This window comes from Streptomyces sp. NPDC043726, from assembly GCF_056436565.1.
In genome coordinates this window covers 80177-93165 of record NZ_JBWKCI010000014.1, presented here as the reverse complement: position 1 = coordinate 93165, position 12989 = coordinate 80177, and the positions used below count along the sequence as shown (strand labels likewise).

Annotated in this window: 10 protein-coding genes; 3 read left to right on the top strand and 7 right to left on the bottom strand. The window is 68.5% G+C overall.

What is annotated here, in order from left to right:
* Window positions 1-61: 61 nt before the first annotated feature.
* A complete protein-coding gene (locus tag AC068Z_RS34030; protein WP_478564579.1) occupies window positions 62-685 on the bottom strand; it encodes a TetR/AcrR family transcriptional regulator in 624 nt (207 codons plus the stop codon).
* A 184-nt stretch (window positions 686-869) separates the two neighbouring features.
* On the opposite strand from AC068Z_RS34030, the gene AC068Z_RS34025 reads away from it, so the two are divergent.
* Window positions 870-2417 carry an MFS transporter gene (locus AC068Z_RS34025; RefSeq protein WP_478564577.1) on the top strand — a complete coding sequence of 516 codons (1548 nt, stop codon included), beginning with the start codon at window positions 870-872 and terminating at the stop codon, window positions 2415-2417.
* Between the two features lie 320 nt (window positions 2418-2737).
* Here the strand turns inward: AC068Z_RS34025 and AC068Z_RS34020 are convergent, their stop codons facing one another.
* The 3 genes from AC068Z_RS34020 to AC068Z_RS34010 all read right to left on the bottom strand — a co-directional run bounded on the left by AC068Z_RS34020 (window position 2738) and on the right by AC068Z_RS34010 (window position 5024).
* Window positions 2738-3640, bottom strand: a complete 903-nt coding sequence (locus AC068Z_RS34020) for an ADP-ribosylglycohydrolase family protein (RefSeq protein WP_478564574.1) — start codon at window positions 3638-3640, stop codon at window positions 2738-2740.
* Between the two features lie 12 nt (window positions 3641-3652).
* Window positions 3653-4312 carry a histidine phosphatase family protein gene (locus AC068Z_RS34015; RefSeq protein WP_478564571.1) on the bottom strand — a complete coding sequence of 220 codons (660 nt, stop codon included), beginning with the start codon at window positions 4310-4312 and terminating at the stop codon, window positions 3653-3655.
* 106 nt (window positions 4313-4418) lie between these two features.
* Window positions 4419-5024 carry a YdbC family protein gene (locus tag AC068Z_RS34010; protein ID WP_478564568.1) on the bottom strand — a complete coding sequence of 202 codons (606 nt, stop codon included), beginning with the start codon at window positions 5022-5024 and terminating at the stop codon, window positions 4419-4421.
* A 155-nt stretch (window positions 5025-5179) separates the two neighbouring features.
* On the opposite strand from AC068Z_RS34010, the gene AC068Z_RS34005 reads away from it, so the two are divergent.
* Window positions 5180-5713, top strand: coding sequence for a TerD family protein (locus AC068Z_RS34005; RefSeq protein WP_478564565.1), 534 nt, complete (start codon window positions 5180-5182; stop codon window positions 5711-5713).
* Window positions 5714-5786: 73 nt separating this feature from the next.
* Here the strand turns inward: AC068Z_RS34005 and AC068Z_RS34000 are convergent, their stop codons facing one another.
* The gene (locus tag AC068Z_RS34000) at window positions 5787-8681 is read right to left on the bottom strand and encodes a vitamin B12-dependent ribonucleotide reductase (RefSeq protein ID WP_478564562.1); all 2895 of its coding nucleotides are present in this window, start codon (window positions 8679-8681) and stop codon (window positions 5787-5789) included.
* Window positions 8682-8846: 165 nt separating this feature from the next.
* Complete coding sequence (gene nrdR, locus AC068Z_RS33995) at window positions 8847-9395, bottom strand: transcriptional regulator NrdR (RefSeq protein WP_478564559.1); 549 nt, start codon at window positions 9393-9395, stop codon at window positions 8847-8849.
* 576 nt (window positions 9396-9971) lie between these two features.
* Here nrdR and lexA point away from each other — a divergent pair.
* Window positions 9972-10751 carry a transcriptional repressor LexA gene (lexA, locus tag AC068Z_RS33990; protein WP_478564557.1) on the top strand — a complete coding sequence of 260 codons (780 nt, stop codon included), beginning with the start codon at window positions 9972-9974 and terminating at the stop codon, window positions 10749-10751.
* A gap of 145 nt (window positions 10752-10896) precedes the next feature.
* Here the strand turns inward: lexA and AC068Z_RS33985 are convergent, their stop codons facing one another.
* Window positions 10897-12885 (bottom strand): ATP-dependent DNA helicase, encoded by a 1989-nt coding sequence (locus AC068Z_RS33985; RefSeq protein WP_478564555.1) that lies wholly within the window; start codon window positions 12883-12885, stop codon window positions 10897-10899.
* Between the last annotated feature and the right edge of the window lie 104 nt (window positions 12886-12989).

Here is a 12989-nt window from a genome sequence, read left to right as displayed (position 1 = left end):
CCGGATCACCCGGCGATACCCCGGTTTCCCCGAGCGGCTCCCCACCCCCCGTCTCGCACGATCAGTCCGCGTTCGGCCTGAGCAACGGCATCATGAGCTGATCGATCATCTCCGCCAGTTCCTCATTCCCCCATTCGCTCCCGCGCATCTTGGAGCGGTACATCATCATGGCGGGGATGGCATCGAAGACGCATCCGTTGGCCGCGTCGGAACGCACCTCTCCCCGCTCTATTCCGCGGGTGATCACCTCACGTAGTAGCTTGAGCGTCGGCTCCACGACACCCTCGAAGATCACGCTGTGGAACCGCTCGGCCTGACGCTGATCGCATTCGTGAATGACGGCGCGCAGCGCGAAACCGGGACGTGAGTACATGGAGTCCCGTGCGAGACGGCACAGTGCGAGCAGGTCCTCGCGCACGCTGCCCAGATCCGGCACCGCTTCGATGCGCGGCAGTCCCGCCTGCAGCGCGTCGGCCACGAGGTCCTCCTTGGACGGCCAGCGTCGATAGACGGCGGCCTTGCCGGTCTGGGCCCCGGCGGCGACGCCCTCCATGGTGAGGCCGTTCCAGCCGACCGTGCTGAGCTGTTCCAGCGTGGCATCGAGGATGGCGCGTTCGAGCACGGCGCCGCGCCGGCGCAGTGAGGCCGCCTGAGCGGGGGCGGCCGTCCAGCGCGAGGTAACCATCAGCGTCTCCAGCGGACAAAGAAGCGGGGATTCGGGGGGATTTGGGGAGACCACGCGGCGGCGACAGGGGGAACGCCACGCGGCGACAGGGTGAGTGAACGCTTGCGTTCACTACTGGTGACTCACTACCGTTGACGCGACAGTGAACGCGAGCGTTCACTAAGGCGCTTATGGGGGACCCATAGTGACAACCTCTCAGGTAATTCAGGACAAGAAACCAGGTGCGGCCCGCAGGCAGGGCCGTCCCGGCATAGCGCTCACCGTCATCGCGGCCTGCCAACTCATGGTGGTACTCGACGCGACGATTGTGAACATCGCACTCCCGCACATTCAAGACGCGCTCAAGTTCAGCACAACCGACCTCACCTGGGTCGTCAGTTCCTACACGCTCACCTTCGGCGGCCTGCTGCTCCTCGGCGGCCGAGCCGGTGACATCCTCGGCCGCCGCCGGGTCTTCATGACCGGCATCCTGCTCTTCACCTTCGCCTCGCTGCTCGGTGGACTCGCCCAGGAGCCCTGGCAGTTGCTCGCCGCACGTGTCCTGCAGGGCGTGGGTGGTGCGATCGCCTCGCCGACCTCCTTGGCACTCATCACGACGACGTTTCCCGAAGGCCCAGAACGCAACCGGGCCTTCGGAGTCTTCGCCGCCGTCTCCGCGGGCGGCGGCGCGATCGGGCTGCTCGCCGGCGGCATGCTCACCGAGTGGCTCGACTGGCGATGGGTACTCTTCGTCAACGTCCCGATCGGTGTCCTGATCGCCGTCCTCACGCCGCTCTACATCAACGAGTCCGAACGGCACACCGGCCGCTTCGACATCGCGGGCGCGATGACCTCGACCCTGGGCATGGCATCCCTCGTCTACGGGTTCATCCGGGCGGCGGACGAGGGCTGGCGGGACAGCCTGACCATCGGTTCCTTCATCGCCGCGGTGGTGCTTCTGCTCGCCTTCGCCTTCATCGAGAGGCGGGCCAAGGAGCCGATCACCCCGCTCCGGATGTTCGCCGACCGCAACCGCTCCGGCACCTACGTCATCATGCTGAGCCTCGCCGCCGCGATGTTCGGCATGTTCTTCTACATCGTGCTCTTCGTGCAGAACGTGCTGGAGTACAGCCCGATCGAGGCGGGCCTCGCCTTCCTGCCGGTCACCGTGGTGATCGCCCTCGGCGCGGGTCTGTCGCAGCGGTTCCTGCCGGTCCTGGGGCCCAAGCCGTTCATGCTCGGCGGCTCGGCACTCGTCGTGACCGGACTGGCCTGGCAGGCGCTCATCAGCGCCGACAGCACGTATGTCGGTGGAGTCCTGGGGCCGATGCTGTTGTTCGGCTTCGGCATGGGGCTGAACTTCGTGACGCTGACGATCACCGCCGTCTCGGGGGTCGCCCAGCACGAGGCGGGCGCGGCGTCCGGGCTGCTCAACGCCACCCAGCAGGTGGGCGGCTCGCTCGGTCTGTCCATCCTGACGACGGTGTTCGGCACGGCCAGCAGGGACGAGGCCGAGAAGCAGTTGCCGCAGTTCATGGCCGACGCCTCCCCGGAGCAGAAGGCGCAGTTCGCCGAGACGCAGCAACTGCCCGCCCCTTGGGGACACGAGGTGCTCACGCAGGGCATCTCGATGGGCTTCGTGGCAGCCGCCTCGATGGGCGTACTCGCCCTGGCCACCGCCTGGTTGGTGATCAAGGTCCGCAAGAGCGACCTGGAGGCACTGTCCGGCACGGCGGGCCCTATCGCGGGCTGATCCGCTCACGGTCGCAAGGGACCGCGGATGGCCGGACCTCGCCCGGGGGACCGACGGCGAGGGCGACGGTCCGGCCATCCGCACACACCCCAGCAGCCCGAGCACCAGACCCAAACCGAGCACTACGCCCAGCACCAGCACCAGCACCGCGTACAACTTCACCACCCCCGTACCGATTCACAACCTCTGGCCGCGCGAGCCCACGGATCGCACCGCGTCTGCCAGGAGAACGGCCGGATGGTTACGGAGAGTTCCCAAGATGTACGGAGAGTTCTGAACAGGTCCTCGACGGCGCCGGCCGAACAGGGCTCTGGAGGAGGTCAGGCTCCCGGAACCCACCCCGGCAGCGCCTCGGTCCGCTCCACCCATTCGGCCGGAGGGTTGCCGGCCTTGCCCGCGGCGAGGACCCCGCCCACGATGGCGCAGGTGGTGTCCACATCGCCGCCGACCTGCGCGGTCGTCCAGAACGCCTGCTCGTAGTCGCCGAGGGAGCGCGCCGCCGACCACAGGGCGAACGGCACGGTGTCATGCGCGGTCGTGCGCCGTCCGCAGCCCAGCACGGCCGCGACGGTGGCGGCGTCGCCGTAGTCCAGCATGTCGCGGGCCCGGCGCAGCCCCGCGCCCACCGCGCTCTTGGGAACGAGCGCGATCACGCCGTCGAGCAGCGCCTCCGCGCTCGGCGGCCCGCCAGGCGCACCGGCCAGCGCCGCGGCGGCCGCGACCGCCATGGAGCCGACCACGGCCTCGCGATGCTGATGCGTCGGGTAGGCCGAGATCTCGGCCTGATGAGTGGCCTGCTCGGGGTCGTCCGCGTACCAGGCGCCCAGGGGCGCGATCCGCATCGCCGCGCCGTTGCCCCACGAGCCCTGTCCCTTGAAGAGCGCGGCGGCCAGCTCGCGCCAGTCGCCGCCCTCCCGGACGAGCCGCAGCAGCCGGTTCACGGCGGGGCCGTACCCCCGGTCGAAGTCGTGGTGCTCGGCGAAGGAGCGGGCCAGCGCGTCCTGGTCGATACGGGAGTGCGCGGCAAGGATCGCGACCACGGAGCAGGCCATTTCCGTGTCGTCGGTCCATTGCCAGGGGCCGGTCGGCAGCTCACGGCGCTTCAGCAGCGGATAGTTCGCCGGCACGAAGAACTGGGAGCCCAGCGCGTCTCCGACCGACAGTCCGCGCAGACTGGCGAGGGCGCGGTCCAGGCGCCCGTCGGGTGAGGAATCAGCGGTCATCGCTCTGCCACTCTATCCGGTGATTCCGTACGGTTCCGGATCTCGCCAGCGTTCGAAAGGCCGGTCAAGTGCGTACTTGCCGTCGTCCCCGAGAACGAGCATCCGCATCTCCGCGTTCCCGGGGTTCGACAGCGACTCGAATTCCGCGACCGTCCAGTGGAACCACCGCATGCAGAACAGGCGCATCGCCAGGCCGTGGGTCACCAGCAGCACGTTCGGGGGATGGTCCGGGGCCTCGAAGCTGCGGTAAAGGCTCTCCAGGAAGTTGCCGACCCGGTCGTACACATCGGCGCCGGACTCGCCCTGGGCGAAGCGGTAGAAGAAGTGTCCGTAGGCGTCCCGGTAGGCCTTCTGCAGGCGGACGTCATCACGGTCCTGCCAGTTCCCCCAGTCCTGCTCCCGCAGCCGGGGCTCCTCGCGCACGCGTATGAGTTCGGGGTCCAGGTGGAAGGCGCGGAGCGTCTCGTGCGTACGCCGATAGGGAGAGACGTAGACGCTGATCCGCTCGCGGCCGAACACCTCGCGCAGTCGCTTGCCCGTCTCCTCGGCCTGCCGCCAGCCCCGCTCGGTGAGTGCCAGCGCGTGGTCGGGTTCGCGCTCATACACGGTGTCATCAACATTGCCCGTTGACTCGCCGTGCCGGACAAGGATGATGCGCCGTGGTCGTGCCATGCCGAAACCCTAGATCGGGTGACGGCCCATGGAGCACTCGTACGGGCTCCATACGGCGTAGGTCACACATTTCCGCGAGTGATCCGTCCGGAGACGCGCGTGATGATCAGACCGTCCAGCTGGGTTCCAGCTCCACGATGTCGCCGGTGAGTGAGGCGACGTCCGCCTCTGTCTGGGCCCTCAGCGCGAGCCGCTCGATGCGTTCGGCCCGGTACTTTCCGTGTTCGGCGGCCGACAGCCACATGGACAGGACGAGGAACTCATGGCCCGGAGCCTCGCCGAACAGCCCGCGCACCATACCGGGCGAGCCGGCCATGGCGGGGTTCCAGACCTTCTCCTGCATGAGCGTGAAGTGCTCGGCGCGCTCCCCGTGCACCCGGCAGTGCGCGACCCTCAGCAGGTCGACGTCGGTGAAGCGCGGCTCGAAGCCGGTCTTCACGTCGAAGCGGTAGTCGAAGAGTTTGACTTGGGCGTCCTTGAAGGTGCCCGACTGGGACGCCGCGAGCCGGTCGTGGGAACGCGCCATGAAGGAGTCGTAGAACGCGCGGCTCTCCCAGAAGGCGACGATGTGCGCCACCCCCGGTCGACCACGGCTCCAGCCGCCGCCCTGTCCCCGAAACCCCGGCTCCCCCAGAAGCCCCGCCCACTTTCGCTGCCCCCGCTCAAAACCGCGGCGGTCCACCACGGTGCAGCGAATCCACTTGACCAGCACCGCGCCATCGTAAGGCCACGGAGCGTGGCACCGTCCGCCCTCGCTCCGAGAGCTCTTCCACGGGCGTACGCGCGCGCGTGGCAGGATGGACAATCGGCCTTGTCTGTCGGGCAGTTCAGGCCGCACGCGGATGGCGAACGGGGAAGGGGAGTCTGGTGAACGGCCTCAACAAGGGGATCCGTAAGGTCGAGATCGCGCTCAAGTGGGATCCGAGTCCGGCGGGGGAGCCCCCCACGGACCTGGACCTCGTCGCCGCGACCTACCTGGCGAGCGACCCTTATGGTGATCCGGCCTTCGTCGTGCACTTCGACAGCCGGTCTCCCGACGGCACCATCTATCTCAACCGGGACAGCCACGACGGCAAGGGCTTCGGCTGGGACGAGGTCATGACAGTGGAACTGAACCGGCTCGACAGCCGGTACGCGCGCGTGGTGGTCGGCGTCGTCATCCAGCAGCGGTCCGCACGGCGCACCTTCGTCAGTGTGACCCACCCGGGCCTGCGCATCCGCGAGGGTTACACCGACCTGGCCACGGACGACTTCGGCGGCATCCTGGGCGCTACGGCGGCCACGGTCGCGGAGTTCGCCCGCCAGGAGGACGGCACCTGGGACTTCCATCCCGGCATCCACGGCTTCGAGGACGACCCCGCCACCTTTACCCGGACCATGGGCAAGATCCACCAGCCCTGACCACGGCGCACGACGAAGGAGGGGCACCGACCCACACGGTCGGTGCCCCTCCTTCTCATTCAGCTACTGGCCGTCAGCTGCAGCCGCTGGTCGAGCCGCAGCCCTCGCAGATGTAGCAGGAACCGGCTCGCTGCATCTTCGTGCCGCAGGAGAAGCACAGCGGGGCGTCCGCCTGGATGCCCATCTGCATCTCCACCAGCTCGGCGCTGGTGTGCGCCTGCTGCGGAGCGGGCTTGGCCGCCTCGACCTCGGCCTTCGGCGTGGCGACGGCCTTCAGCTCCTGGGCGCGCGGCGCCGACTGGGCGAGGCCCTCCACGTCGACCTCGTCGTCGGCCGGCTCGTACGAACCGGTCTCCAGGTGACGCTGACGCTCCTCGGCGGAGTGGATGCCGAGCGCGGAGCGCGTCTCGAAGGGCAGGAAGTCCAGCGCCAGGCGGCGGAAGATGTAGTCGACGATCGACTGCGCCATCCGCACGTCCGGGTCGTCCGTCATACCGGCCGGCTCGAAGCGCATGTTCGTGAACTTCGAGACGTACGTCTCCAGCGGCACGCCGTACTGGAGGCCGACGGAGACCGCGATGGAGAAGGCGTCCATCATGCCTGCGAGCGTCGAGCCCTGCTTCGACATCTTCAGGAAGACCTCGCCGAGACCGTCGTCCGGGTAGGAGTTGGCGGTCATGTAGCCCTCGGCGCCGCCGACGGTGAAGGACGTCGTGATGCCGGGGCGGCCCTTGGGGAGGCGCTTGCGGACCGGGCGGTACTCGATGACCTTCTCGACCGTCTCGCGGATGGTCGCCTCGGCCTTCTCCGTGACCTCGGCCTTCTCCTTCTCCTTGGTCTTCGCGGAGAGCGGCTGGCCGACCTTGCAGTTGTCGCGGTAGATGGCGAGCGCCTTGACGCCCATCTTCCAGGCCTCGAAGTAGATCTCCTCGACCTCCTCGACGGTCGCCGACTCCGGCATGTTGACCGTCTTGGACAGGGCGCCGGAGATCCAGGGCTGGATGGCGGCCATCATGCGGACGTGGCCCATCGCGGAGATGGAGCGCTCGCCCATGGCGCAGTCGAAAACCTCGTAGTGCTCGTGCTTGAGGCCCGGCGCGTTGACCACATTGCCGTGCTCGGCGATGTGGGCGACGATCGCCTCGATCTGCTCCTCCTGGTAGCCCAGGCGGCGCAGGGCCTGCGGGACGGTGCCGTTGACGATCTGCATCGATCCGCCGCCGACCAGCTTCTTGAACTTGACCAGCGCCAGGTCGGGCTCGAGACCGGTGGTGTCGCAGGACATCGCCAGACCGATGGTGCCGGTCGGGGCGATGACGGACGCCTGGGAGTTACGGAAACCGTTCTTCTCACCGAGACGCAGGACGTCCTGCCAAGCCTCCGTGGCGGCGGCCCAGATCGGCGTGTCCAGGTCGTCCATGCGGACGGCCTTGGTGTTCTCGTCGGCGTGCTGCTTCATGACGCGCAGGTGCGGCGTCGCGTTGCGGGCGTAACCGTCGTACGGGCCGACGACCGCGGCGAGCTCGGCGGAACGCTTGTACGACGTGCCGGTCATCAGGGAGGTGATGGCACCGGCGAGGGCGCGGCCGCCGTCGGAGTCGTAGGCGTGGCCGGTCGCCATCAGCAGGGCGCCGAGGTTGGCGTAGCCGATGCCGAGCTGGCGGAACGCCCGCGTGTTCTCACCGATCTTCTGGGTCGGGAAGTCCGCGAAGCAGATGGAGATGTCCATCGCGGTGATGACGAGCTCGACGACCTGCGCGAAGCGCTCGACGTCGAAGGACTGGTTGCCCTTGCCGTCGTCCTTCAGGAACTTCATCAGGTTCAGCGAGGCGAGGTTGCAGGACGTGTTGTCCAGGTGCATGTACTCGCTGCAGGGGTTCGAGCCGTTGATCCGGCCGGACTCCGGGCAGGTGTGCCAGTGGTTGATGGTGTCGTCGTACTGGATGCCCGGGTCGGCGCAGGCCCATGCGGCCTCGGCCATCTTGCGGAACAGGCTCTTGGCGTCGACCTCTTCGATGACCTCGCCGGTCATCCGCGCGCGGAGGCCGAACTTGCCGCCGGTCTCGACCGCCTTCATGAACTCGTCGTTCACGCGGACGGAGTTGTTGGCGTTCTGGTACTGGACGGACGTGATGTCGTCGCCGCCCAGGTCCATGTCGAAGCCCGCGTCACGCAGGGCGCGGATCTTCTCCTCTTCCTTCACCTTGGTCTCGATGAAGTCCTCGATGTCGGGGTGGTCGACGTCGAGGATGACCATCTTCGCGGCGCGGCGGGTGGCGCCGCCCGACTTGATGGTGCCGGCGGAGGCGTCCGCGCCGCGCATGAAGGAGACCGGGCCGGAGGCGTTGCCGCCGGAGGACAGCAGCTCCTTGGAGGAGCGGATGCGGGAGAGGTTCAGGCCGGCGCCGGAGCCGCCCTTGAAGATCATGCCCTCTTCCTTGTACCAGTCGAGGATCGACTCCATGGAGTCGTCGACGGACAGGATGAAGCAGGCGGAGACCTGCTGCGGCTGGGGCGTGCCGACGTTGAACCAGACGGGGCTGTTAAAGCTGAAGATCTGGTGCAGGAGGGCGTACGCCAGCTCGTGCTCGAAGATCTCGGCGTCGGCGGGCGAGGAGAAGTACTTGTAGTCCTCACCGGCCTTCCGGTACGTCTTCACGATGCGGTCGATGAGCTGCTTGAGGCTCACCTCGCGCTGCGGGGTGCCGACGGCACCGCGGAAGTACTTGCTGGTGACGATGTTGACCGCGTTCACCGACCAGAAGTCGGGGAACTCGACGCCGCGCTGCTCGAAATTCACAGAGCCGTCGCGCCAGTTGGTCATGACGACGTCACGGCGCTCCCACTGGACCTCGTCGTACGGGTGCACGCCGGGGGTGGTGTAGATGCGCTCGATACGCAGGCCCTTGGTCGCCTTGGTGCCCTTGGTTCGGGAACCTCGTGCCGGACCGCTCGCCGTCTCTGTCATGCCGCCTCCCTGTACGGGCTAAAACGCCCTGAAGTGCCACGATGTTCCCGTGACACGGTGTTCTGTCTGGTGTTGCGGGCATCTCTCGCTGCCGCCCGCAACAGGTCTTGGGCCGCCGCCGCGCGGCCGGACCCGGAGCCTGGATCCCCGGATCCGGTCCGTCGGTCAGTCGGCGGCGCTGGCGGGCACGGGGACGTGAGTCGCCCCTCCGGGCCCGCTGTCGTCTTCCTGGCTCCCCGCGCGCGCGTCATCGTCGTCGGCGCCGGGACGTCGTGTCTCTCTGAGTTCCGCGATCGCGGCCTCGAAGTCCTCCAGCGAGTCGAACGCCCGGTAGACGGAGGCGAATCGCAGGTAGGCGACGAGGTCGAGCTCCTGCAACGGGCCGAGTATGGCCAGCCCCACGTCGTGGGTGGTCAGCTCGGCGCTCCCGGTGGCCCGCACCGCCTCCTCGACCCGTTGGCCGAGCTGGGCGAGCGCGTCCTCGGTGACAGGCCGCCCCTGGCATGCCTTGCGCACGCCATTGATGACCTTGGTACGGCTGAACGGCTCGGTGACTCCGGACCGCTTCACCACCATGAGCGAGCACGTCTCCACGGTCGTGAAACGACGGGAGCAGTCAGGGCACTGGCGGCGCCTGCGGATCGACGTGCCGTCGTCGGTCGTACGGCTGTCGACGACACGGCTGTCGGGGTGCCTGCAGAAGGGGCAGTGCATGAACTCCAACCCTCCTCACAGCAGACTCAATAGCCTCGCTGGGCCTCATGGGCCCCTCGAAGCAGCCCCAAGCATAGGCGATGACCGAGGACCCGAAGACCCGGGGGACCACAACTTCTGGGCTGCTGCTGCAATCCAACCACTAGATGTGGGGATTGGCTCATACATACACGCCACGCGCGCGTGTCGCGCTCGTACGAACCGGCCTCGTCACGCAGCACCACACGGCAGGCACCCCGGAGCAACACGGGGGTGCACAGCCGTACCGTTACGGCACATGCGGAGATACCGTGAGCGCCACAGGGAGGCGTCGTGGGACTCCCGCACAGATGGGGACCAGGTCCCGGTCGGCCGGGCAGCGGATGGCAGACTGGGGCAACCACCCACGAGGTCGCCACCCCGGCGGTGAAGAGTACAGCAATGGGCTCTTTTGTCCGTCAGGCGCCGCGTTAGCCATACACCCAGACACATGATCACGTCAGGTGAACCGCGTTTTTTCACTCGAACGTGTGTTTGGCGCAACCTTTCGAAAGCAACTACCGTTGTCCAGCAGGGAGACCATCGAGAGGGGCCGACGTGACCACCACCGCAGACAGTGCCACCATCACTGCCCAGGACCGCTCCCAGAGCCGACTCGAGCCGGTGCATGCGATGAACGAAGCCGCGAATCCAGAGGGACACAAGCGCTCCCTGCCGGGCCGACCTCCAGGCATCCGGGCCGACAGTTCCGGACTCACCGACCGGCAGCGCCGGGTGATCGAGGTCATCAGGGACTCGGTGCAGCGGCGCGGCTACCCGCCGTCGATGCGGGAGATCGGCCAGGCCGTCGGCCTTTCCAGCACCTCCTCGGTCGCACACCAGCTCATGGCACTGGAGCGCAAGGGCTTCCTGCGTCGCGACCCGCACCGCCCGCGCGCGTACGAGGTTCGCGGCTCCGACCAGGCCGCCTCCGTGCAGCCCACGGACACCGCCGGCAAGCCCGCCGCGTCGTACGTCCCGCTCGTCGGCCGGATCGCCGCCGGTGGCCCGATCCTCGCGGAGGAGTCCGTCGAGGACGTCTTCCCCCTCCCCCGGCAGCTGGTCGGCGACGGTGAGCTCTTCGTCCTCAAGGTCGTCGGCGACTCGATGATCGAGGCCGCGATCTGCGACGGCGACTGGGTCACCGTCCGACGCCAGCCGGTCGCCGAGAACGGCGACATCGTCGCCGCGATGCTCGACGGCGAGGCCACCGTCAAGCGCTTCAAGCGCGAGGACGGCCACGTCTGGCTCCTCCCGCACAACTCCGCGTACGAGCCCATCCCGGGCGACGACGCGACCATCCTCGGCAAGGTGGTGGCGGTGCTGCGGCGCGTGTGAGCACCGCGCGGCAGATCTCGCCGATCTGACCGGGCCCCGGGACCTCTGCGCCGGTTCCGGGGCCCTGTTCTGTCCGGCCCCCGTGTCGGCCGGTTACCGAGGGGTGGTTAGCCTGTCCCGGCTGCCGGGACAGGCTAACCACCCCTCACTCGGCTCCCGCCTGCGCCTCCGCCCGCTGCGCCGCCGCGTCGATCGCGGCCAGCGACTTGCGGACCTGGTTGCGGTCCGTGGTGTACCAGAAGTCCGGCAGCGAGGCCTTCAGATAGTTGCCGTACCGCGCCGTGGCCAGTCGCTGATCCAGTACGGCGACCACGCCCCGGTCCCCCGAAGCGCGTACGAGGCGACCGGCGCCCTGGGCCATGAGCAGCGCCGCATGGGTCGCGGCCACCGCCATGAAGCCGTTGCCGCCGGCGTCCTCCACCGCCTTCTGGCGGGCGCTCATCAGGGGGTCGTCGGGGCGCGGGAACGGGATCTTGTCCATCACGACGAGCTGACAGCTGGGGCCCGGTACGTCGACGCCCTGCCAGAGCGACAGCGTGCCGAACAGGCAGGTCTTCGGGTCGGCCGCGAAGTTCTTGATCAGCTCGCCGAGCGTCTCCTCGCCCTGCAGGAGGATCGGGAACTCGGGGATGCGGGACCGCAGCTCCTCCGCCGCGAGCTGGGCGGCCCGCATGGAGGAGAACAGCCCGAGCGTGCGGCCCCCGGCCGCCTGGATCAGCTCCGTCAACTCGTCCAGCATGTCCCCGCGGTCGCCGTCCCGCGCGGGGCGCGACAAGTGCTTGGCGACGTAGAGGATGCCCTGCTTGGGGTAGTCGAACGGCGAGCCGACGTCCACGCCCTTCCACTGCGGCAGGTCCTCGCCCTCAGTGCCCTCCGGGGCCAGCCCCAGGGACGCACCGACGCCGTTGAAGTCGCCGCCAAGCTTGAGGGTCGCCGAGGTCAGGACCACCGAGCGGTCCGCGAAGAGCTTCTCGCGCAGCAGCCCCGAAACCGACATGGGGGCGACGCGCAGGGAAGCGCCGAAGCGGTCATGACGCTCGTACCAGACGACGTCCCACTCCGAGCCGTTCGTGATCCGCTCCGCCACGTCGTGCACGGACTCCACGGAGGCAAGGGCCTGCTTGCGGACCGCGTCCTCGTCCTGGACGGACTTGTCCCGGGTCGCGCCGATCGCGGAGATCACCGTGCGGCATGCGTCCCGCAGAGCCATGAGCGCGTAGCCGAGATCCTCGGGGATCTCCTCCAGACGGCCCGGCAGGGCCAGCTCCATCAGCCGCTCGAAGCCCTCGGCCGCGGTCTGGAGCTGGTCGGCGGCCTTCTCGTTGACGAGCTTGGCGGCTCGGCGCACGGCCCGATTGACCTGGCCCGGGGTGAGCTCGCCGGTGGCGACGCCGGTGACGCGGGAGACCAGCTCATGTGCCTCGTCGACGATCAGCACCTCGTGCTGCGGGAGCACCGGGGCGCCCTCGATGGCGTCGATCGCGAGCAGAGCGTGGTTCGTGACGACGACCTCGGCGAGCTTGGCACGCTCGCGAGCCATCTCGGCGAAGCATTCGGCGCCGTAGGCGCACTTCGTGGCGCCCAGGCACTCGCGGGACGATACGGACACCTGGGCCCAGGCCCGGTCGGAGACGCCGGGCGTGAGTTCGTCACGGTCACCCGTCTCGGTCTCATCGGACCAGTCGCGCAGCCGCAGCAGGTCCTGGCCCAGTTTGCTGGTCGGTGCCGCCGCCTCGAACTGGTCGAAGAGGCCTTCCTCCTCATCCTGGGGAACGCCTTCGTGGAGGCGGTGCAGACACAGGTAGTTCGACCTGCCCTTGAGCATCGCGAACTCCGGACGGCGGCGCAGCAGCGGGTGCAGCGCGTCGACCGTGCGCGGAAGGTCACGCTCCACCAGCTGGCGCTGCAGGGCCAGGGTGGCCGTCGCGACGACGACGCGCTCCCCGTGCGCGAGCGCGGGAACCAGATAGCCCAGCGACTTTCCGGTGCCGGTGCCGGCCTGGACCAGCAGATGGGAACTGTCGTCGATCGCCTCCGCGACGGACTCGGCCATGGTCACCTGGCCGGGGCGCTCCGTACCGCCGACAGCAGCGACGGCAGCGTGCAGGAGTTCGGGGAGTGAGGGCTTCGTCATAGCGCGACCACCCTACGGCCCGGCACTGACAAACGGGTGATCACGGCGGTGGCAGGGGGTGGGATCAAGACCGGGGGTCCTCGGGTGGGGCGGGCGTGTGGGGT

Excerpts from the sequence above, each read along its gene's own strand:
- nrdR (WP_478564559.1), bottom strand. The coding sequence starts at position 9,395 with ATGCACTGCCCCTTCTGCAGGCACCCCGACAGCCGTGTCGTCGACAGC.
- AC068Z_RS34000 (WP_478564562.1), bottom strand. The coding sequence starts at position 8,681 with ATGACAGAGACGGCGAGCGGTCCGGCACGAGGTTCCCGAACCAAGGGC.
- AC068Z_RS33985 (WP_478564555.1), bottom strand. The coding sequence starts at position 12,885 with ATGACGAAGCCCTCACTCCCCGAACTCCTGCACGCTGCCGTCGCTGCT.
- AC068Z_RS34020 (WP_478564574.1), bottom strand. The coding sequence starts at position 3,640 with ATGACCGCTGATTCCTCACCCGACGGGCGCCTGGACCGCGCCCTCGCC.
- AC068Z_RS34015 (WP_478564571.1), bottom strand. The coding sequence starts at position 4,312 with ATGGCACGACCACGGCGCATCATCCTTGTCCGGCACGGCGAGTCAACG.
- AC068Z_RS34030 (WP_478564579.1), bottom strand. The coding sequence starts at position 685 with ATGGTTACCTCGCGCTGGACGGCCGCCCCCGCTCAGGCGGCCTCACTG.